General features: G+C 59.2%; 9 protein-coding genes and 3 tRNA genes. 11 read left to right on the top strand and 1 reads right to left on the bottom strand.

Translation table 11 applies throughout. The features are described from left to right. The first annotated feature begins 78 nt into the window (after window positions 1-78). The 3 genes from RGU70_RS14440 (at window position 79) to RGU70_RS14430 (ending at window position 582) form a co-directional block, all read left to right on the top strand. Window positions 79-154 (top strand) — tRNA-Ala (locus RGU70_RS14440). 145 nt (window positions 155-299) lie between these two features. Next, window positions 300-375 (top strand) — tRNA-Glu (locus RGU70_RS14435). A gap of 131 nt (window positions 376-506) precedes the next feature. Beyond that, a tRNA-Glu gene (locus tag RGU70_RS14430) sits at window positions 507-582 on the top strand. A 106-nt stretch (window positions 583-688) separates the two neighbouring features. Here the strand turns inward: RGU70_RS14430 and RGU70_RS14425 are convergent. Next, window positions 689-1,603: a LysR family transcriptional regulator gene (locus tag RGU70_RS14425; RefSeq protein WP_322210093.1), complete on the bottom strand. Its 915-nt coding sequence runs from the start codon at window positions 1,601-1,603 to the stop codon at window positions 689-691. Window positions 1,604-1,841: 238 nt separating this feature from the next. Here RGU70_RS14425 and RGU70_RS14420 point away from each other — a divergent pair, with 238 nt between their 5' ends. The 8 genes from RGU70_RS14420 to earP all read left to right on the top strand — a co-directional run bounded on the left by RGU70_RS14420 (window position 1,842) and on the right by earP (window position 22,430). Further along, window positions 1,842-3,053, top strand: a complete 1,212-nt coding sequence (locus RGU70_RS14420) for an ABC transporter substrate-binding protein (RefSeq protein ID WP_322210092.1) — start codon at window positions 1,842-1,844, stop codon at window positions 3,051-3,053. A 79-nt stretch (window positions 3,054-3,132) separates the two neighbouring features. After that, on the top strand, window positions 3,133-4,644 hold the full coding sequence (locus tag RGU70_RS14415) for a CoA-acylating methylmalonate-semialdehyde dehydrogenase (protein ID WP_322210091.1): 1,512 nt from the start codon (window positions 3,133-3,135) through the stop codon (window positions 4,642-4,644). Window positions 4,645-4,656: 12 nt separating this feature from the next. Next, on the top strand, window positions 4,657-5,565 hold the full coding sequence (gene mmsB, locus RGU70_RS14410) for a 3-hydroxyisobutyrate dehydrogenase (protein WP_322210090.1): 909 nt from the start codon (window positions 4,657-4,659) through the stop codon (window positions 5,563-5,565). Between the two features lie 681 nt (window positions 5,566-6,246). Next, the gene (locus tag RGU70_RS14405; RefSeq protein ID WP_322210089.1) at window positions 6,247-6,882 is read left to right on the top strand and encodes a hypothetical protein; all 636 of its coding nucleotides are present in this window, start codon (window positions 6,247-6,249) and stop codon (window positions 6,880-6,882) included. Window positions 6,883-6,944: 62 nt separating this feature from the next. Further along, on the top strand, window positions 6,945-9,839 hold the full coding sequence (locus tag RGU70_RS14400; protein ID WP_322210088.1) for a hypothetical protein: 2,895 nt from the start codon (window positions 6,945-6,947) through the stop codon (window positions 9,837-9,839). Window positions 9,840-10,202: 363 nt separating this feature from the next. Next, window positions 10,203-17,819, top strand: a complete 7,617-nt coding sequence (locus RGU70_RS14395; protein ID WP_322210087.1) for an OmpA family protein — start codon at window positions 10,203-10,205, stop codon at window positions 17,817-17,819. Then, window positions 17,812-21,156, top strand: coding sequence for a hypothetical protein (locus RGU70_RS14390; RefSeq protein WP_322210086.1), 3,345 nt, complete (start codon window positions 17,812-17,814; stop codon window positions 21,154-21,156). The genes RGU70_RS14395 and RGU70_RS14390 overlap by 8 nt, the downstream gene beginning before the upstream one ends. Window positions 21,157-21,209: 53 nt before the next feature. Next, window positions 21,210-22,430 carry an elongation factor P maturation arginine rhamnosyltransferase EarP gene (gene earP / locus RGU70_RS14385; RefSeq protein WP_322210085.1) on the top strand — a complete coding sequence of 407 codons (1,221 nt, stop codon included), beginning with the start codon at window positions 21,210-21,212 and terminating at the stop codon, window positions 22,428-22,430. The last annotated feature ends 61 nt before the right edge of the window (window positions 22,431-22,491 follow it).

The raw sequence follows: 22,491 nt of genomic DNA, 5'->3' as shown, positions 1-22,491 counted from the left end.
AATCGAGCCTAGGAATTTTTCGAAGAGAAACTTCCCTAAGCCGGATAAACATTGCTATAATCTCGCTTCTTCGCACCGGGGGGTATAGCTCAGCTGGGAGAGCGCTTGCATGGCATGCAAGAGGTCAGCGGTTCGATCCCGCTTACCTCCACCAAGTTTTATGCGAAGAATAAGAGTTTGAAAAGTCGTTAAGCCGGTTAGCCGCACCGGCCCGATTTTTAAGTAGCAAGTTTTAAGCAATACGCTTTAAGCAGTAAATTTTGGGTAGTAACTTAAGTTTGTCGTATCGGAAAGTCACTGTCCCCATCGTCTAGAGGCCTAGGACATCACCCTTTCACGGTGAGTACGGGGGTTCGAATCCCCCTGGGGACGCCAGTGTTTTGATCTGACTGGCGTCTGTTGTACATAGGTATATCAGGCATACGGACATACTGACAATACGAGCATGGATATATGGCACGCCCGCATCGGTGTCATTTACAGCAAACCGCAATACCGGACAATATGTCCCCATCGTCTAGAGGCCTAGGACATCACCCTTTCACGGTGAGTACGGGGGTTCGAATCCCCCTGGGGACGCCAGCATTACCAGCGACAAGCGTTTAGCGCGTCGCAAAAAATGTCGCTATCTAACCATAGCGGCATTTTTTTATGGGCAAGCCGATTACCTCCCCTCCGTGTTGGCAAACTACTCCCGCCACACCATCTCCCGCGATTTACCCATCAGAAAATCATGGTTCGGTTCTATCGCTTCGCGCAGATAGCTCCACAGCGCCGATACCCGCGCCACCGGACGTTGTTCGGCGGCCGCCACCAGCCAGAACGAGCGCGTAATTTCGATTTCTTCTTGCAGCACCGGCACCAGATCGTCGCATTGCTGCGCCAGAAAACACGGCAAGATTGCCAGCGCCTGGCCCTGCCGCGCCGCCGTATATTGCGCCACCACGCTGGTGCTGCGGAAATTGCGGAAAGCCGCCGGCGCAATCGTGTCCTTGTAACGCAGCTCTTCGCTGAACACCAGATCGTCCACATAACCGATGAACGGATGCGCGCTCAGATCCTCCACCTTGCTAATCGGCGCGTGCTCCGCCAGATAGCCCGGCGTAGCGTATAGCCTGAGCCGGTAATCGCTTAGTTTGGCGACCACATAATTACCACTTTGCGGGCGTTCGATGGTCACGCTGATATCGGCTTCGCGTTTGGACAGATTGATCAGGCGCGGCATCGGCAGCATGTCCACCGCGATATGCGGGTGACGCGCACAGAAATGCGCAATATGCGGCGCCAGAACGAAGGTACCAAAGCCCTCGGTCGCGCCCAGTCTGACCTGACCGGACAGCAGGCGGTTATGCCCGCTCAGTTCCTCGGTCGCGGCATACATGGTGCTTTCCATCCGTTCGGCATAGTCCACCAGCCGGTAACCGTCGGCGGTCAGCGTATAACCGTGGTGATTGCGGTCGAATAACTGACTTCCCACCTGCTCTTCAAAGCGCTTCATGCGCCGCGAGACGGTCGAATGGTCTATGCCCAGCTTTTTAGCCGCATCCACCAGTCCCTGACTGCGCGTCAGCTCCAGGAATATCCGCAAATTATCCCAATCCATCGTTGCCGCTCCTTTTGTGCATTAATGCAAAAGCATCTTGATTTTATGGCTATTGTATCTGTATTAATGCACAGGCAGAATAGTTGCGCTTCATCACACTAAGAGGACTTCCGCAAAATGTCGCTGGCTAGGCGCATTGCCGTGGGCAGTGCCAGTTAGCACAGAGCGCGACAGGGCGATGCAACAACGCCAGCGGCTTTTTGCGGAAGTCCTCACTATAAAAATTACAGGAGACAGCATGAACCGAGTACGCCACACAGTAAGGCTGCTGGCCGCCGCTTGCGCTTTAAGCGCTGCCGCAGCCCACGCACAAACTTCCGATACGATCAAAGTCGGCGTGTTGACCGACATGTCCGGCCCCTATTCGTCCATGGGTGGCCCGGGTTCGGTCGTCGCCGCGCGCATGGCGATCGAAGATTGCCTGAAAGCCGAATGCAAAGGCATGAAAGTAGAACTGCTTTCCGCCGACAACCAGAACAAGGCCGACGTCGGCGCCAACCGCGCCCGCGAATGGCTGGACCGCGACAAAGTGGAAGCCATTGCCGACCTGACCAATTCCTCGGTGGCGCTGGCCGTGCAAAAAATGACCAAGGAAAAAGGCGGCATCGCCCTGTTCAGCGGCCCGGCAACGACGGCGCTGACCAACGCCGAATGCTCACCCAACGGTTTCCACTGGATGTTCGACACCTACTCGCAAGCCGCCGGTGCCGCCGCAGCCCTGACCAAGCTGGGCAATAAATCCTGGTACTTCGTCACCGTCGATTACGCCTTCGGCCACTCGCTGGAAAAAGATGCCGGCGACGTCGTCAAGAGTCTGGGCGGCACGGTAGTCGGCTCAGTGCGCCATCCGCTGAACGCCTCCGATTTCTCCTCGTTCCTGCTGCAAGCGCAAAGCTCCAAGGCGCAAGTTATCGGACTGGCTAACGGCGGCGGCGATACCGTCAATGCGATCAAGCAGGCGCGCTCATTTGCTGTCGGCGACAAAAACCAACGTCTGGTGGCCTTGCTGGTATTTCTGTCCGACGTCCATGCGCTGGGTCTGGAAGCGGCACAGGGTCTGATCTATACCGACGGTTTCTATTGGGACTTCGACAAGGACACCCGCGCCTTCTCGACCCGTTTCGAAGCCCTTTCCAAGGGCAACAAGCCAACGATGGTGCAGGCCGGCGTGTACTCCAGCGTCTACCACTTCCTGAAAGCGCGAGTTGCCGCCAAAACGGCGGATACCAAAATCGTGGCGCAAAAAATGCGTGACATGCCGATCCAGGACCCGATCATGCGCAATGCTTCCATCCGTCCTGATGGCCGCGTCATCCATGACATGTATCTGTATCAGGTCAAGACCCCGGCCGAATCGAAAGGGCCTTGGGATTACCTGAAACTGTTGTCGACCATCCCGGCGCAGCAAGCCTTTAAGCCTATGGATGCCAGCTGCCCGCTGACGAAATAATTTTTGCCCGCGGCGACCGGCGCACTGCCGGCGTCGCCATTTTTCAAATTGCGTTTTAATTTCATTGGAGTCCCGCATCATGAGCCAAACCAACAACTCTCTTAACGTCCCCCTGTATATCAATGGCGAACGCGTTCAGTCCGTTTCCACCGAATGGCGCGACGTCGTCAATCCGGCCACCCAGGAAGTCGTGGCGCGCGTGCCGTTCGCCACCGAAGCCGAAGTTAATCAGGCCGTCGCCAATGCCAAACAGGCGTTCGCCAGCTGGCGCAACACCTCGCTGGGACAGCGCATGCGCATCATGCTCAAGTTCCAGCAACTGCTGCGTGAAAACATTGCCCCATTGGCAGAATTGATTACCCGCGAACACGGCAAGACGCTGCCCGACGCCGAAGGTGAAGTCATGCGCGGTCTGGAAGTGGTGGAACATGCCTGCTCTATCACCTCGCTGCAACTGGGCGAACTGGCGGAAAACGCCGCCTCCGGTATCGACGTGTACACCATCCACCAGCCAATCGGCGTCGGTGCCGGCATCACCGCCTTCAATTTCCCGGTGATGCTGCCTTGCTTCATGTTTCCGATTGCCGTCGCTGCCGGTAACACCTTCGTGCTGAAACCGTCTGAACAAGACCCGACTTCTTCCCTCTTCCTGGTCGAACTGGCCAATCGCGCCGGACTGCCACCGGGCGTACTCAATGTGGTGCATGGCGGCCCCGACGTGGTCAACATGATTTGCGATCATCCCGATATCCGCGCGGTCTCGTTCATCGGTTCGACCAAGGTCGGTACCCACGTTTATAACCGTGCCAGTCAGGCAGGCAAGCGCGCGCAATCGATGATGGGTGCCAAGAACCATTGCATCGTGCTGCCCGACGCAAACAAGGATCAGGCCATCAACAACCTGCTCGGTGCGGCCTTCGGTGCAGCCGGTCAGCGCTGCATGGCCAATTCGGTGGTGGTGCTGGTGGGCGAAACCAAAGAATGGATTCCTGAAATCGTGGCCCGCTCCAAGCTGCTCAAGATCGGCCCCGGCACCGACCGCGAAGCGGACGTTGGCCCTATGGTGTCGAAAGCCGCCAAGGCCCGTACCGAAGGTCTGATCGCAAGCGGCGTGGAGCAGGGCGCGAAGCTGCTGCTCGATGGTCGCAACTGTCGTGTGGAAGGCTATGCCGAAGGTAATTTCGTCGGCCCTACCGTCTTCAGCGGCGTGGGCGTCGAGATGGACATCTATACCCAGGAAATTTTTGGCCCCGCCATGTGCATTGTCGAAGTCGCTACTTTGGATGAGGCTATCGCCTTCATCAACGCCAATCCCAACGGTAACGGCACTTCCATATTTACCTCGTCGGGCTGGGCGGCGCGTAAATTCCAGAATGAAATCGACGTCGGTCAGGTCGGCATCAACGTGCCGCTGCCAGTGCCGGTCGCGTATTTCAGCTTCACCGGTTCACGCGCTTCCAAGCTGGGCGATCTCGGCCCGAACGGCAAACAGGCGCTGCAATTCTGGACGCAAACCAAAACCGTCACGGCCCGCTGGTTTGCTCCCGACGCCGACGGCGGCAAGGTCAACACCACCATTTCCATGAAATAAAGGGGAATCACCATGAGCGCCAATATCGTTTTTATCGGACTCGGCAATATGGGGCTGCCGATGGCCCAGAATCTGGCTCGCGCCGGCCTGCAAGTCAGCGGCCATGATCTGGTCAAGTCCAGTGTCGAGAAGCTGGTGGCAGCCGGTGGCAAGACCGAAGCCGATGCCATGGCGGCCGTGACCAAGGCCGATGTTGTCATCACCATGCTGCCTGCCAGCCGTCATGTGGAATCGATTTATCTGGGAGAGAACGGCATTCTGGCGCATGCCCGCGCCGGGGCCTTGCTGCTGGATTGTTCCACTATTGCACCCGACGTCGCCCGCAAAGTGGCGGCGGCAGCCGAAGCCAAGGGCTTCACCATGCTCGACGCTCCCGTATCCGGCGGCACCGGCGGCGCGACTGCCGGCACACTGACCTTTATGGTCGGCGGCAGCGCGGAAGGCTTTGTCGCTGCACAGCCCTATTTGCAAATCATGGGCAAGGCGATTTATCACGCTGGCGGCAGCGGCAGCGGACAGACGGTCAAGATGTGCAACAACATGCTGCTCGGGATTCAGATGATAGGCACTGCCGAAGCGCTGCGTCTGGGCATGGCGAACGGGATGGACCCGAAAGTACTGTCCGAAGTGATGTCGAAAAGCTCCGGCCGTAATTGGGTGCTGGAAGTCTATAACCCTTGTCCGGGCGTGATGGAAGCAGCGCCGTCGTCGAAGAATTACGCCGGCGGTTTCGGCGTGGATCTGATGCTCAAGGATCTCGGGCTGGCGGTGGAAAATGCCCTCAGCACCTCCAGCAGCGTGCCAATGGGTGCGCTGGCGCGTAATCTGTACGACATCCACAGCAAGTCGGGTGCGGGTGGTCTGGATTTTTCCAGCATCTTCAACATGCTGGCCAAAGCGGATGGCGGGCATTCGCAGTAGTCGATGTTTAGGGTCTGTTGCAACAGACCCTAGTAAGCCGTAAGCCGTAAGTATTAAGCACCAAGCACCAAGCACGCATTCTCACTTCTGCAGCGACAGGCGATGTGGCGTGATCCGATAAGGATTACGCCAGTCCGTCCTGGATTTCAGCGCCGATGCCATTGCGGATCGACGCTGCATTTCAAATACTCCTCCTTAATCACCTTCCTTTATGCGTTATTCCAATATCACACATTTTCGAGCTAAAAAATAATACGAGTACTAAATGAATAAATAGAATTAATTTTTAATGTTAATCGAATAATTTCTACACATTAGTACTCATCCTAATGACATGAAAAAACGGAGATGTTGTAATGGGCTCGTTAAAAATTAGTTCTAAAACTGAGAAATATTCATTTTTAAATATTTTTATTTGGAAATAAAAAATAATCTACATGTTTAATTTGTAGATTCATATTTATTCAGATTTATGTTGCGCAAATTAGCTGCTAGCAGCTTATAAAAATACCTTGGCAGAAATGAATTTTTTAAAAGAATTAATTCATTCATCTGGTTAAGCAATGAAAAGCAAAAATCCGTTTTTCATTTAATCAAAATTTTTTATTGATATTGCACTTTTAAAAACCTTCTTTTGCAAGAAGGGTGGGCGTTATTTTGCCAAAAAATCAAGGAAGCATAATGGAAAAACTAATAATCAAATCGATCACATTCATTGCCGGCTTGAAAGCAAGGCAATTGGGTATCGCCACCCTGATGGCTTTGGGCATGGTCTCCGCCAGTGCGCAGACCCCGCGTCTGACCGAAGCAAAAAAATCAGAAGTCCCTGCATTGGCCGCAAAAAGTGCCGTGACGGTGCAACTGAGCCAATCCAGAGTGGTGAAGGGTGCCGACGGCAAAGAACAGTTGCTCGATGCCAAATCGGTCAAGCCCGGCGATGTGATCGAGTATCGCGTCACCTATACCAACCGCAGCGACAAGGCCGTCAGCGGCGTCGTTGCCACGCTACCGATTCCGGTCGGCCTCGAATATCAGTCTCAAAGCGCACGACCCAATGCCATCCCGGTACAAGCCGCCACCAGCGACCAGGTGTACGGCGCTGAGCCGCTGATTCACAAGATCGGCGGTAAAACAGAGCCAGTGCCTTACGCCGATTACCGCACCCTGCGCTGGACCATAGGCCAGCTTGCTGCGCACGGTCAGGCAATTGTCAGCGCGCGTGCGGTAGTGCCTGTGTTCGCTCCTACCGGCGCCTCCGTGGCCGGAGCACACGCCATGCCGCTTGCTCCCCCCGCGATTGCTAACGCTCGTCCTTAACTATTTTTCAGCCCCCAAGCTTGCTTGCGGGCTTTTTTTCATTCGAATCGAAGGATATGAAATTGAAAACCCAATTATCTGATCGTCTGCGGGCTCTTAGTCCCGCCCTTGCATGGGGCGCCGTCGCACTGAGCGTTGCCGCCCTGTTCGCGACTCCCGGCGCCATGGCGGCCGCGCCGCCGGCCAAGACCAAAATTGGCAATCAAGCCTCGGCCTCGTATGTCGATGCCAACGGCAAGCCGCAACTGTCGACCTCCAATCTGGTGCAAACCGAAGTGGCGCAGGTCGGCTCTTTCACTCTGACATCCGATAACGTCAAGTCGGCCGGTGCCGGTAACACCATTTACGCACCGCACACGCTGACCAACACCGGTAACGGCCCGGACGACTTCAGCATTACCGTCAGCGACAGCACCGGCGCGTTCGACTTCAGCAAAATCGAAGTGTTCGAAGATGCCAATGGCGACGGCCAGCCCGACAGCACCACCCCCTTGTGTTCCGTCACGCCTTCGGCCACCGCCACCTGTAAGGTCGCGGCAAAAACCGTGGCCGGTAACGGCGGCACATTCAAATTCGTCGTAGCTTATTCGGTACCCGGCAATCAGGCCGCCAGCACGGACAACACCGCCATCGTCCAGGCTGCGCCGGTCGCTTCGTCGTTACTGAGTACCTATGCGCCGGCGACGCTGAGCAATACCGATAAAGTTACCGTCACCAACCTCGCGGCCTTCAGCGCCAACAAATCGATGGACGCGCCCAAAGTCGCCGCGCCGGGTGGAGCCGCCTGGCCGAAAGCACTGTCCAGCGGCCCGCGTTCCGCCGCCGCCAATTGCCCGACCAGCTTCGCTGCCATCTCTTCCAGCCCAACCTGTAGCTACACCGTCTACACCGTGACTTACCGCAACACCGGCGGCGTGGCAGGGGTATTCCAGATGGAAGACAAATTGCCTTCCGGCCTGACCTACGTCACCGGCTCCGCCGTATGGAGCAGCGCCGGCGGTGTCGCTTTGGGCGATGGCCCCGGCGGCGATCCTAGCGGCATCGACTTCAACTACTCTGCGGCAGAACGCAAGCTCACAGCCAAAGTCGGCCTCAGCCCCGTTCCCGCTGCGGGAAGCGCCACGCCTGCCGATTGGGTAGGGCCGAACGTCTCCGGCACTATCAGCTTCGTCGTTCTCATCAACGAGACCGCCGCAGTCGGCACCAGCACCACCACCAACAAAGTGACCTACACCTCGCCGAACGAACCCGGCATCCCCCCCACCGAGACCAATCCCGCACCGTTCGAAGTGACGGCGACCTATGGCGTCGTGATGGGAAATGCCGTCGCCACCGTCACCAGCGGTAAGGACGTCACACCCGGCACCGCAGATGGCGCAGACGATCTCAACACCATCGCCACTGCCACCGCAGGCAGCACGCTCCGCTTCACGCAAAAGCTGTACAACACCGGAAATGCCGCCGATACCTTTAATCTGAGCATGACCGGCAATACCTTCCCCGCCGGCACTCTGGTCTGGTTCTTCAAGTCCGATGGTTTAACCCCCTTGCTCGATACCGACCGCGACAAGGCCGGCAAGCCTGATACCGGCCTCATTGCCGCCAACAGTTCGGTCACCATCGTCGTATTGGTCTCGCTTCCTGACAGCATTGCTGCCGGTGCCGGGCCGTTCGATCTGACGGTGCGGGCAGAGTCCTCCAACGACGCCAACCGATTCGATGCCGCGAAAGACAAGCTCACCAGCGTCAACGGTATCCCGGTTGACCTGACCAATACGCCCGTCGGAACCGGTATCGGCAGTGTGGGCAACGGCGACGCCGGCATGGGCCCCAGCCCTTTGCCGACGACGACCCTGAGCATCCCGGCCGGCACGCCCGCCGCTTTCGCCTTGTTCATCAAAAATAACGATAGCAACGACAATAACTACACCCTCGAAGCCAGCCAGACCACCTCCTTCCCCGGCTCGCTCCCGACCGGCTGGTCTGTCCGCTTCGTTGCCGCCGGTGGTGTGTGTAGCGATGCTTCGCTCACCTCGATTGCCGTCGCCAAGAATACGCAAAAGGAAGTCAAAGCCTGCGTCACGCCACCGCTTTCCGCTGCCAATCTGAGAAGCCCTATTTACTTCAAAGTGACCTCGCTGGCCGCAGCCTCCAGCGGCGCAATCGTCAGCGACATGAAACTCGATGCCGTAACGGTCACTGCACCCGACCCACGCACTGCCACGCTGGAACCACCTCAGACTGGGCAAGTCGGTCCCGGCGGCACTGTGGTGTATCCGCACACGCTCAGCGTCAATGGTTCCTGCGGCACCTACACCCTGACGGCAACGTCGCAATGGGGCACACCGGCGCTGTTCATTGACCAAAACAACAATGGCGTGATTGATCCCAGCGATCCACCGGTCACCTCGTCCAGCTTCAGTGCGCTGGCATCCGGCGGCAAGCAAAAGATTCTGGTCCGTGTGCAAAGCCCGGCAGGTGCTACGCCAGGTTTGCAGGGCAGCGTTGTCGTGACCGCCACCTTTGATGCGATCAATGCCTCCACTCCTGCGTGCGCCCCTACGTCGGTGACCGATATTTCCACCGTGGTATCAGGACAAATCCGCGTGCTGAAAACGCAATTGCTCAACCCGACCTGTAGCGCCATCGCCCCTTCGGCGGCGTACACCGCAGAGATGCTTAACGGTGCCAAACCGGGTTCCTGCATCGACTTCAAAGTCGTCGCAACCAATGAAGGCACGGCCGCCGCCGGCAACATGAGAATCAACGATGCACTGCCCAACTACACCAGCTTCATCGGTGCGACCCAACCCGCGCAGCAATGCGTGGCGACGGCCGGCGTCACCGGCTCTCCGGTGGTGGCAGTCGCTGGTGGCAACATCAGTTGCGGCACCGCGACCCAGGTTCCCCCGGGGGATTCATTGACCTTGTTCTTCTCTGTGAAGGTGAACGAATGACGAAGAACAGGGCATAGCCAGCAACAAGCTGGCCCTTAGTTCCTAACCCTTAGCCCGAACGCTTGGTTCGGCCCCTTAGCACTACCCCTCAGCACCACCCCTCAGCCCGGGAATACGCACTCAGTGCGCATCCCCGGGGCGGGACTCTGCGTCCCGTTTTTTTCCTCTGCCGATCGATGCGCCCCTTGCCGGGGGCAGGTCAGTACCGGTTGCTACTGCCAGCCACGTTCGGCAGAGGAAAAAGAAAAGTACTTGTTTTGCGGGCCTCTTGTTTTGCAGTCCTCTTATTGCAGCCCTCTTATTGCTGCCCTTTATTGCTGTCCTTTATTGCTGCCCCTGATGTCTGGATCAAAGGAATTGATCATGTTGATTTCATTCAAAGCCTCTCACACCGTCATACGCTGGCGCGTCGCCTTCGGGGCGATGATGACGGCGATCGCCTTGTCCCTTGTCATCCTCAGCCTGGGGCAAGGTCTCGCGCATGCCACGCCGACACCGGCCGGCGCCACGATCCGCAACGTGGCCACCGTCACCTATGTCCCGGCCGGACTCACGCAAACCGAGACGGTCAGATCGAATGCCGTATTGACCACAGTGCAGGCAGTAGAGGCGCTCACGCTCACGCAAAGCCAGAGCCTCACGCGCTCGCCATCGGTCACCGTCACGCTGTCACATCTGCTGACCAATCGCGGCAATACGCCATCCCGCTACACGCTCAACTGGATCAATGGCGGGGCAGCTTGCGCGGCCGATAGTGCCGACCTGTCCGGGCTGAAACTGGTGCGCGATATCAACAACAACGGTGTCGCCGATGCCGACGAACCAGCGATTGCTCTCGACGTTCCCGGCAGCCTGACGCTGGCACCGGGCGAAGTCGCCAGCCTGTTGGCGCAAGGTGTCACGCCAAGCATCGCTGCCGGCACCGCCTGCCTGACACTGAGCGCAACGACTGCCTTGCAAGGCATCACCGCCAGCAACAACGACAGCGTGACCATAGGCAGCAACGCCGTGCTGCAACTGACCAAATCGGCCAGCTATCCGTCGCAGGTGGTGCCGGGCATGAGCGATGTCGCTTTCACCATCACCGGCAACAACATCGGCGCGCAGGACGCACTGCCGACACCAGCCGCCACTCCCGCCGCCATTCCGGTACTGGTCGATGGCGCACCGCGCATCTTGCTGCTGCTGCGCGACCTCATCCCGATGGGAACGCGCTACAACGCGCACTCCTTGCAGACCTCCGCGCCGGGCGGCATCAAATTGTTCCGCATGGCGACGGATGGCCCTTATCGCTATCGCACCGTCGACAGCGGCGACGCCGTCGAAGTCGCTATCGGCCTGAGCGACAAGCTCACGCCCAACAGTTCCGTTTCCATGAACTTTTCGGTGCGCACCGCGACCTGGCTGAACGGTAATATCCTCAACAACGCCCAAGCCTATTTCAACGATGGGGTCGGCCCGGTCGAGGCGATTTCCAATACGGTAGTGATCGCCAGCGCACCCACCCGCATCGGACTGGCCAAGGCCGCCACCACGCCGATTGCCAATGTCGATTCACATGGCAATCTGGACGACACCGCCACCGCGCGTTTTTCGCTGCGCGTCAAAAATTACGGCCGCACCACGCTGCAAGACGTGCAGATCAGCGATGTGCTGGAAGGCATGGGCGCAACGCAATTCGGCAGCTATGTCAGCCAGACCGTACCCGGTCTCAACCAGTACACCATCGTGCCGGGTACGCTTTCTATCGCGGGCAATAACGGCATTCCCGGCATCGTCGCCGCGGTCAATCCCGGCTTTACCGGACAGTCCTCGGCGCAAACCTTGCTGGCACCGCACGCCGTGCTGCCTGCCGGTGCCGACTTGACCGTTCAGTTCGACCTGCGCGTCAATCTCAAGGGCCGCAGCGGCACGCTCCTGAATCAGGCGCGCGCCGATGCTGCGCTAATACCGGGCGGGGCGATTGTCACGACCGACCTGTCTACTGACGGCGCCGATCCCGATCCGGACGGCGACGGCAACCCCGGCAACAACAGCGTACCAACACCGTTTTCCACGCAGCTCTCGGCGCTGACATTGGTCAAAACCGCGTCCCTGCCACGTCGCATCGGCGCCGGGGTATTTGAGCTCGATTACAGTTTTAAGGTAAGTAATATCGGCAGCGCGCCCGCATCGAATCTGCGCTTGATCGATAACCTGAACTGCACGTTTGAAATGGACTTGCCGACCGGCCGTTTTGCCCGCTGGAGCCTGATCGGCAAGCCGGTCGTTCAAAACGGTGTGTTGATTGCCGCATCCAGTTTCACCGGACGCGCCGCCTGCGATCGCGCCGGCATCAATAACGCCCATGCTGCTGCCAGCGTACCGGGCGAGGTCGCGCTCAGCATGGTGGACGGCACCCGTGAACTGGCGCCGGGGCAGTCGGAAACGGTGAAGCTAACGGTGCGCGTGATAGAAAAACCGGACGCCATCGGCAGCCGCACGCTCATTTCCAACAAGGCCTGGGCCGCCGGTTTCAAGCACAACACGGTCAACCTCACGCCCGACCTGTTGCAGGTCGCCACTTCCGCCAAGGTGGACGTGCTGCTGACCGATCCCATGGGAACGGTCTACGACATGCTGACGCGCCAGCCGGTAGCCGGTGCGCTGGTCACGTTTACCCGCACCTCCTGCGCCGCCGGCCCGACCGGGCCGATCACCAGCGACCAGATTTACAGCAACGATGCCACCGGTGCCTACACCTTCAATCCTGACGGCAGCGTTTCCACACGCACCGAAGCCGACGGCGCTTATCAGTTTTCGCTGAAAACGCCGCCGGTCAATGATCTCTGCACCTATGCACTAAGCGTCACGCCACCCGACGGCAGCGGCTACCGCTCGCCGTCGCAAGGCATTCCGCCCATGCCCGGTACCTACGCCAGTTGCGGTGCCGTTACACCCCGGCCGACACCGCCCGCCGGCAGCGATCCGACCACCTATTACCTCAGCGTACGTACCGGCATCAACAGCGGCGACGCCAGCGTCTGCGACGTGGTGCATAACCATATCCCGCTCGACCACGGCAATCTCACCGGTCTGGTGCTGCAAAAAGAAGGCAGCAAGATGCAGGCGGAATTTGGCGACTTCCTCGATTACTCGCTCACGCTCACCAATAAAACTGACTTCCCTGTCACCGGCGCGACGTTCAGCGATACGCTGCCGGTCGGCTTCGGCTACGTGCAGGGTAGCGCTCGTCTGAACGGGCAACAGGTGGCGGATCCGCAAGGCGGCGCAGGCCCCTTGTTGACCTTCAACTACCCTGGTCTGAGCATCCCGCTCAATACCGCTGCCGTCGTGCGCTATCGGGTACGCATCGGCGTCGGCGCGCCGACCGATGGCGATGCAGTCAATCGCGCCTCGGCCAGTTCCGGCCCTTTGCAATCGAATCTGGCCAGTTTCAAAACCCACATCAGCGGCGGCGTGTTTGCCGATGAGGCCTATGCCTTCGGCAAGGTCTATCTGGACTGCAAGCGCGACGGCACGCAAGACAAATTTTCCAATAGCAAGGAAATCGGCATTCCCGGCGTGCGCCTGTATCTGGAAAACGGCACCAGCGTGGTCACCGATAGCGAAGGAAAGTGGAGTCTGTACGGCCTGAAACCGCTGACGCATGTGCTGCGGCTCGACCAGACCACGCTGCCACCCGGCGCGACGCTGGAAGTGCTGGACAACCGCAACTCAGACAGTCCCGAGAGCCGCTTCCTCGATCTCAAAAAAGGGGAATTCCACAAAGCCAATTTCATCGTGACGAATTGCGATAACGAAGCGATGCTGGCCGAAGTCGAACAGCGCCGCGCTGCGCTGGCGCTGCAACGCGATACCGAAGCAGAAGCGCAGGTGCGCACGCGGCTCAATGCCGATGGCAGCGTGGTGCAGATGGGCGACGTGCGCGCTCTGCCAGCGAGCGGCCAGTCCACCGCCAATGGCGCGACCGGTTCACCGGTACCTCCTGCCGCAGCTTTAATCCGTTTGCCAGCCGGTTCGGTCAATGGCGGCGCATTCGCCGGCAGTACCAGCTCTGGACTCAATGGCACCCTGGGTAATGCGTCTTTGCCGGCACCAGCCGGGGGCTTGTTCTCGGCCTTATCTGATCGGCTGGCTGGCAAGAGTCCGGTTCCTGCTGCCATAACGCCGACTGCAACGCCGATTGCAACGCCGACTGCCAGCGCTACCCCCGTCGATCTCGAAACCCTGATGCCGCAGCTCGATAACACGCTCGATTTTGTCGGCTGGAAAGAGGGCGATGTTGCCGCTTCCTCCGTCATCAACGTCCGCGTGAAAGGGGCCACTGGCGCCACATTGCGTCTGTTGCTGAACGGGCAAGTCGTCGAAGAAAACCGTGTCGGTAAAAAATCCGCACTGCCGTCCCGGCAAGTGGTGGCGTGGGAATACATCGGTGTGGCGCTCAAGCCGGGCGTCAATCGCCTTCTGCTGGAAGCGATGGACGACTTCGGTAATGCGCGCGCGCAGAACGCCATCACGATCGTTGCGCCTGACAAACTCGGTGAAGTGCATATCGACCTGCCGGTGTCGGCCCGTGCCGATCTGCGCACGCCGGTAGTGGTGAAGGTCCGTCTGACCGATGCCAAAGGCGTGCCGGTTACGGCGCGCACTCAGCTCACGCTGGAAAGCGACCGCGGCCGCTGGAGTGACAAGGACCTGAATGCGATTGAACCCGGCGTGCAGGTATTCATGGAAGGGGGCAGCGGTGAATTCCAATGGATGCCGCCGGGCGAGCCGGGCGATGCGCGCCTCCGTGTGTCGGCCGGGAATATCGTGGCCGAGGCGCGGCTGGCGCTGTTGCCGGAAATGCGGCCGATGATCGGCGTCGGTATTGTCGAAGGTGTGCTTGATTTCACCCAACGCGGCGGCTTGCCTGCGGGTGCCATGTCGGCTGGTGCCGCCTTTGAAAATGAACTCAGGGGCATGAAAAACGATAGCAATGACCAGCGCCGCGCTTCGGCCCGGTCGGCCTTCTTTTTCAAGGGCACGGTCAAGGGCGAGTATCTGCTGACCGCCGCCTTCGATTCCGACAAGGTGCAGAAAGACCGCTTGTTCCGCGATATCCGTCCCGATGAGTTTTACCCTATCTACGGCGATTCGTCGGAGAAGGGCTTCGATGCGCAAAGCACGCAAAAACTGTATGTGCGTATCGACAAAGATCGTTCGTATCTGCTGTATGGCGATTTCACCACCGCCAGCAGTGCCGAAGTGCGGCAGTTGAGTCAGAGCAACCGTTCGCTCACGGGTGCCAAACAGGTCTTTGAAAATGAATGGATGCGCGCCACCAGTTATGCCTCGCGCACCGCGCAGACGCAACAGGTGGAAGAGTTCCGGGCGCTCGGTATTTCCGGCCCGTATTATTTGCGCGCCGGCGGCGGCGAGCTGGTTGCCAATAGCGAGCAGATCGAAATTCTGGTGCGTGACCGCAACCAGCCGGCGACCATTTTGCAGCGCATTCCCATGCAGCGCTTTGTCGACTACACGATAGAGCCGATGACGCGCCGCATTCTTTTCACGCATCCTATTTCCTCGGTCGATCCCAACCTCAATCCGCAATCGATACGCGTGACCTATGAACTGGAAAACGGCGGTCCCGAATTCACCGTGGCCGGTACCGATGTGCAGTTCAAACTCGGCGATAAGGTGCAAGCCGGGGTCGTGGCCAGTGTCGATGAGAATCCTGCCAATCACCGCAAACTGACGGCGCTGACCGGGATTGCGCGGCTGGGCGAACATACCTCGATGGCGACGGAACTGGTAAAAACCGATTCGGAACTGAAGGGCGATGGCAGCGCCGGGCGGCTTGAGTTGCGGCATCAGGATGGCAAATTGTCGGTGGTGACGCTGATGAGTAAAACCACGGCCGGTTTTGATAATCCCGCTGCCAGCTTCAGCGCCGGTCGCACCGAAGCGTCTGCGCGTGCCGAATACAAAATAGACCCGACGCTGACCTTGCGTACCGATGCCGGTTACAGCAAGGACTTGCTGAGTCAGGAACGTAAAGGGGTGTCTGCCGCCTTGCAGAAAAAACTCAGTGAAACGCTGGCGGTAGAGGGCGGTTTGCGTCACGGTCGCAACGATGCGGTAGCGACGTCGGGCTTCGATTATGGACAGGTATCGAGCTACGGCGGCAGTCCTGGTGCGGCTTCGGTGACGTCGCTGGGCGCAGCGGCGGCGAATGCGGCCGACGACGACAATTTCACCGCAGCACGCATGCGCGTGACCTCGCAGGTGCCGGGCCTATCGCGGGCGCAAGTGTTTGTTGAAGGCGAGCAGGATATCCATCATGGCGACCGGCGCGAGCTGGCCATCGGCGGCAACTATGCCATCACTGATAAGACGCGGCTGTATGGGCGCTACGAATTGCTGTCCAGCCTGCAAGGGCCGTCCACGCTTAACGGATCGCAATCCAATAACATCGGCGTGCTGGGTATTGAAAGCAATTACATGGAAGGCGGGCGCGTGTACAACGAATACCGTCTGGCCGACAGCATGGATGGCAAGAGCGCGCAGGCGGCTTTCGGTGTGCGCAATACCTTCAAGATCACGGAGAGATTGCGTCTGACCGGAGGATTTGAACATACCCGCAATCTGGGTGGATATTCCAATAGCGTGAATCAAGGCACAGGCTTTGTTGGCGGGCTGGGTGAATCGACCGCGTTGATTTCCGGCCTCGAATACATGACCGACCGCCTCAAGGCCAGCGGCGTTGCCGAAGCGCGTAATGGCGACGATGCCAATACCCGCTTGCTAAGCGCCGGCGTCGGCTACAAACTCGATAGCGACTGGAGCCTGCTGGCACGCACCATCCTCAGCGACAGCCAGGGCCGCGGCGCGAACAGCGGCAATAGCCGCTTCCTGATGCGCAATCAGCTCGGTGCGGCGTATCGGCCTGTGGATCAGGATCTGTGGAATGCGCTGGGGCGTTACGAGCATAAGATAGAGCGGGTGCAGGGCAGCGGCACGACGGCCGGCGCATGGAGCGGCAATTACGCAGGCAGTGCGGTGTTGCCGGGGAGTTACACGACCGATATCGTTTCGACCCATCTGAACGTCAACCCGGCGCGTGGCAATTATCTGACGGCACGGTATGCCGGAAAAATCGCTTATGCCAAAGACGATTTTCTCAACAGCACTTATTGGGCGCATCTGCTACAGGGACGCTATACCAAGGATTTGAATAAGTCCTGGGATGTCGGCGTACAAGCGGGCGTGCTGTACGGCAAGGGCGGCGCGGTGCAACGCAGCGTGGGGGTGGAAGTGGGTTATCAGTTGCACAAAAATCTGTGGCTGTCGGGCGGTTACAACTTCGTCGGCCTGAATGACCGCGATCTGACTGCCAACGAATATACCAGCAAGGGAGCGTTCATTCGCTTGCGCTACAAGTTTGATGAAACCACTTTCGGTTTCGACGCCCCGACGGCGCGCGCGCCGGTTTTCACTGCGCCTCCGCCGGCACCGATGCCGCCGATTGCACTGCCTGTGGTGACAGAGCCGGTCGTCGCGCCGCTGCCGCCGCAGATAGAAAAACTGGGGTTTCAAGCGGAAGCCTTATTTGATTCCGGCAAGTCGGTGATCAAACCGCAGGGACGTGCTGCGCTGGAAGAGTTTGCCAATCGGATGAGAGGAATGGGCGGCGCGGGCAGCGCGGGTAGCTATGTAGTGACCATCGTGGGGCATACCGACGGGCAAGGCAGTGCCAGATTCAATCAGCGTCTTTCGGAGCAGCGCGCCAGTGCCGTGCGCGACTACCTGATTGCGCAAGGTGCCGATGCGGCGCATATCAAGTCCGAAGGTCGCGGTCTGCGTCAGCCGGTAGCGAGCAATGCCACGGCGCAAGGGCGGCAGCAGAACCGTCGTGTGGAAATTGAAATCAGCGGCACTGCCGTCGGGCGCACCGCCTTACCTTCCGACCACAAAGCGAGCGATCATGAATAAGATATCAGGCGAATGGCGCATGGCTTGCGCCGGTTTTTTTCCCTTCTTTTTCTCTTTCTTTTTCCGGCGGGAGAAGTTGGCTGCATTGGCAAATGCCGGGCGGTCGGGGCGGTCATGGTCCTCATGGCGCGTGCGGCTGCTGGTGTTGTTGCTGATGGGTACGAGCGGAGCGGCGTGGGCGGCGAAATTTTACCCTGAGCTGATTGCGCCGGGCGGGTCGTCCACGTTCAGAACCGGCATGACTTTTTCCAAAATCGGCAGATATGCTGCCTACGATGCTTTTTCCGCGCCGCTTCCTGCGGGTCTGCGTTTTGCCAATCCACCGAATGTCTATGCTTCGGCTGCTTGCCGTGACCGCATTGTGTTTGACGAGAGTGCGGTCGTGCCGGGCGGCACTTATCTGGCATGGCGGATCAGGCCGGGGGTTCCGCTTATTCTGGATGCCGCGAATCCCGAGTGCATCTTCGGCGCGGACGTCACCACCGACATGACCGGTGACTACACCTTTGTGCCTAGTTGCCGCTATTTGAGCACCTTGTTCGGCACGACTTGCTGGGAGCTGGACAGCGGTTCGCTGGCCGTCAGGCTGTCCGTCAAAACGCCCGATCCGGCCAGTTCCGGCGTGCGCGTGGTAACCGACAATCAAAGAATCAACGGTGGACGCGACATGCTGCAGGCGCTGATTCTGGCGAGCGACGGTACCCGTATGCCGAATATCGACGTGCATTTTTCCGGCACGCCGACCGTCGATTTTGGTGCCGGTCCGGGTGCGCCGACGTCGTGCAGAACGGATGCGACGGGACGATGCAGTGTGACCGGGAGCAGTCCCGTGGCGGGAGTCAAACAGACCCGGGTAGCAATTGCCTGGGGCGAGCTTTCCAGTCCCGATTTCAGATCAAGGGAGGATAACGCGCTCTGGAAGCGAAGCCCTGCCAGTTATACCTTTATCGATCCAACGCCACCGCCGCCGCCGCAGGCCAAAGTGCCGGACCCCGCGCAATCGGGCGTGCGGGTCGTGACTGCCCGCGAGACCAAAATCGCCAACGGTAGCGATAGCCATCTGCTTGAAGCATTGGTTCGCGCTTCCGACGGCACCGTGTTGCCCGGCATTCTGGTCTACTTCACGAAAGCGGGCGATGCCGGCGGCAACAGCACCGGCCCTGTCAGCCTGATCACTCCTGAGCCAGACAAGGACAGCGCCCAGCATGTCGGCTGCACCACCGGATTCGACGGACGATGCCGTATCCGCGCAAGCAGTACCGTGAGCGGCGACAAGAAGACTCAGGCGCAGATTTCCGGCGTGGGCGAGTTCCGGCCGGTTTCTCCGATGCAGACCAGCGACGGCGCATCGTGGGGGCGTTCGCCGCTGAACTATGCGTTTGCGGCGGTGCCGGTGACGCCGCGTCCGGGTATCGACCCTGCGCATGGCGGCGTGAAAGTCATTACCAATAACCAGCTTGCCGATGGCAAAGCAAAGGATGTGCTGGAGGCGTATATCGAATCGCCGGATGCGCGGCCGATGTCGGGAGTCGTGATGATTTTTGATGCGACACCCGGGGTGAGTTTTTCTGTGGATTTCGATGGTGCCGCCGACGGAGCTGAGGGCGCTGCCGCCAGATGTCTGACGGATAACGCGGGCCGGTGCCGGATTCGCGCGGTGAGCAGTGTGCCGGGCAATAAACGCACCAAGGTGGGGGTACTGGGAGAGGGCAATACGCTGGTGGAACTGACGGCGACGAGTCTGTCGGTGGGCGGCTATTCTGCCAGTCCTGCGGCCTATTTTTTTACTCCCAAAGCGCAGCCTGTGGCGAGCGGGCCGCAACTCAGCATTGTCAAAACGGTGCTGACGGGATCGGGCGACAATGTGTTTCGTTTTGCGCTTAGTGGTCTGTCGGCTGGCATGGAGACGATCACTGTAAGCGGCGCGGGAACGGGTAGCGGCGCGCTGCTCAACGGTACGGCAGGCGTTGCCGTGAGCATTGCCGAAACCTCGCCCGCAGCTTGGCCGCGCAATCCGGTCAGTGCTTCCTGTATCGACAGCAACAGCGCGCTCAGTCGCAATCCGTCCGGTCCACTGGGGGTCTTGAATGGCAATGTGCTGAGTATCCCGGCAGACAATATGGTGGCCGCAGCCAGGCTGGTGTGTACGTTCACCAATACGTTTTCTTTTCTGGTAACGGGGCGGGTGTTTAACGACAACGGCGTGGGCGGCGGTATCGCTAACGACGGCCTTTTCAATGGTGGCGAGGCAGGCCGACCCGGCGTGGGCGTGCGTCTGAGCGATTGTGGGGCTAAGGAGTTGTCTTTCGCGACGACGGATGGCAGCGGCAGCTATGCCTTGGCCGTGCCGTATGCGACGCCCGACGGCGCGCCTCTTTGTGTGCAGGAGGTTAATCCTGCACCGCATGTGGCGACCGGTGCGTCGATGGCCTCGATGGCCTTGCCTTCGGGACGCATCACGTCCATTGATGGCGGCAGTTATACCTATACGCGCAGCGACACGGCGGCGCGTATCGCCTTTGTCTGGAAGGGACGCAATCTGCCCGGCCTTAATTTTGGTTCGGTCGGCGTCAATACCTTTTCCCGCGATGGCACCAAGGCCGGGCTGCCGGGAACGACCGTGATTTATCCGCATATTTTTACTGCGCAGACCGATGGCGAAGTGAGATTCAGCGTGCAATCGCCGGGGACGGGCGGCTGGGGCGGGGAAGTTTTTGCCGATGCCAGCTGTTCGGGGACATTGCAGTCCGGTGCCGTTCAGCTGCATCCCTCGGGAGTCGCGACACAGGTCAGGACAGGCGGGGCGCTGTGCATTTTGCTGCGGCAATTCATTCCGGCCAATGCGACCGAAGGCGCGACCAATGATGCGGATGTGCTGGCTGCGTTCCGTTTCACTAATGCCGCGCCTAAACTGACGGCGACCTATGAAGTGAGCGATCTGACCAAGGTCGGCGGCAGCGCGGTGGATCTGAAAAAAGAGGTGCGCAATGTCACGCAGGGCGGCAGTTTCGGTATCAGCAATTCGGCCAAATCGGGCGATCTGCTGGAGTACCGCATTACGTATCTGAACAATGGACCCAGTCCTGTTACCGGGCTGCATTTGAACGATGCGACGCCAAATTTCACGCACTTCATTCAAGCCAGCGTCGGTGCTACGCCGGCCACGCTGACGGATTGCCGCAAACGTACGCCGTTCAATCCGGCTCCTGCGCCTGCGGTGGCTTGCTCCGTCGAGCAGACGGGCGCAGGGAGCAGCGGCGCGGTGGAATTTAGCTTTGCGGGCGCGTTGCCACCGGGTGCGACGGGCGAGGTCTTGTTTCAGGTGCGGGTGGAGTGAGGCGCGCGGGGAGGCCTGTAACGGAGGGGAACTCGTGTATAACGCTAGTCGATATGACTAAGCCTGCCTCTTCTAGCTCTTCCCTTCCTGATTCTGCCGCTGCCGCTGGTTCGCTGCACCTGTTTTGTCGGGTGGTCGATAACTACGGCGACATCGGCGTCTGCTGGCGTCTGGCGCGGCAGATTGCGCAGGAGCATGGACGGCCGGTGCTGCTGTGGGTGGATGATCTGCTCAGCTTTGCGCGGATTTGCGCGGCGCTCGATTTGCCGCTATTGCTCGCGGGCGGCGGGCAGGTGCTGGACGGTGTGATGCTGCGTCACTGGACCGAGGCGGCATTCGCTCGGGTGGCGCCGCAGGAGGTGGGGGCGATTGTGGTGGAGGGCTTCGGTTGCCGTTTGCCGGAGACTTACGTCGCCGCCATGGCGCAATGTCAGCCGCCGCCTTGCTGGATCAATCTGGAATATCTGAGTGCGGAAAGCTGGGTGGAAGGCTGCCATGCGATGGTCTCGCCGCATCCGGCTTTGCCGCTGAATAAATATTTCTTTTTTCCCGGATTTTCTGCGGGGACGGGCGGTTTGCCGGTCGAGCGCGGTTTGCCGCAACAGCGCGATGCGTTTCAGGCAGATGCGATGGCGCAGCAGGCGTTTTTAGCGGGGCTTGGCGTGGTCCGTGCGGAGGCAGTCTTGATGGTGTCGCTGTTTTGTTATCCGTCGGCACCGGTGAGCGACTTGTTCGATGTCTGGCGCAAGGGCAATGTACCGGTGTTGTGTCTGGTGCCGGAGGGCGTGGCCAGCGCCGCTGTGGCGGATTTTTTGCAGGGCGCGGGGATTGAGAGTAAGGCTGCCAGCGCAACGGCAACCCAGGGCGCGCTCAGGGTGCAAGTGCTGCCCTTTGTCGATCAGCCCGATTACGATCGCCTGTTGTGGTGTTGCGATCTCAATTTCGTGCGCGGTGAGGATTCGTTTGTTCGGGCGCAATGGGCGGCGAAACCCTTCGTCTGGCATATTTATCCTCAGGACGAGGCGGCGCATCTGCTCAAGCTGGAGGCTTTTCTGACGCGCTACACTGCCGCGCTCCCGCCTGCCACAGGCAATACGGTAGCCGCTTACTGGCGCGCATGGAATGGGACGATGCCCGGAAATGCAGTCTTGTGGCGCGATTTACAGACTGTTTTGCCACAATCTCAGGTCCATGCTGCTCAATGGGCCTTGCAGTTACTGCGAAATGGCGATCTGGCCAGTAATCTTCTCGAGTTCGCCGCGAAATGCGGTTAAAATGAGCGACTTTTATTTTTCCATCGCCGGAAAGTCGTTCGTTCAGACGCTTTTTGTTCAT

This window comes from Herbaspirillum sp. RTI4 (genome assembly GCF_034313965.1).
Taxonomy (GTDB): Bacteria; Pseudomonadota; Gammaproteobacteria; order Burkholderiales; family Burkholderiaceae_D; genus Herbaspirillum.
The sequence above is the reverse complement of the archived record's forward strand: the minus strand, read 5'-3'. Positions and strand labels throughout refer to the sequence as shown.

Coding starts and splice junctions, on each gene's coding strand:
- RGU70_RS14415 (WP_322210091.1), top strand. CDS start 3,133: ATGAGCCAAACCAACAACTCTCTTAACGTCCCCCTGTATATCAATGGC.
- mmsB (WP_322210090.1), top strand. CDS start 4,657: ATGAGCGCCAATATCGTTTTTATCGGACTCGGCAATATGGGGCTGCCG.
- RGU70_RS14395 (WP_322210087.1), top strand. CDS start 10,203: ATGTTGATTTCATTCAAAGCCTCTCACACCGTCATACGCTGGCGCGTC.
- RGU70_RS14405 (WP_322210089.1), top strand. CDS start 6,247: ATGGAAAAACTAATAATCAAATCGATCACATTCATTGCCGGCTTGAAA.
- RGU70_RS14425 (WP_322210093.1), bottom strand. CDS start 1,603: ATGGATTGGGATAATTTGCGGATATTCCTGGAGCTGACGCGCAGTCAG.
- RGU70_RS14420 (WP_322210092.1), top strand. CDS start 1,842: ATGAACCGAGTACGCCACACAGTAAGGCTGCTGGCCGCCGCTTGCGCT.
- earP (WP_322210085.1), top strand. CDS start 21,210: ATGACTAAGCCTGCCTCTTCTAGCTCTTCCCTTCCTGATTCTGCCGCT.
- RGU70_RS14390 (WP_322210086.1), top strand. CDS start 17,812: ATGAATAAGATATCAGGCGAATGGCGCATGGCTTGCGCCGGTTTTTTT.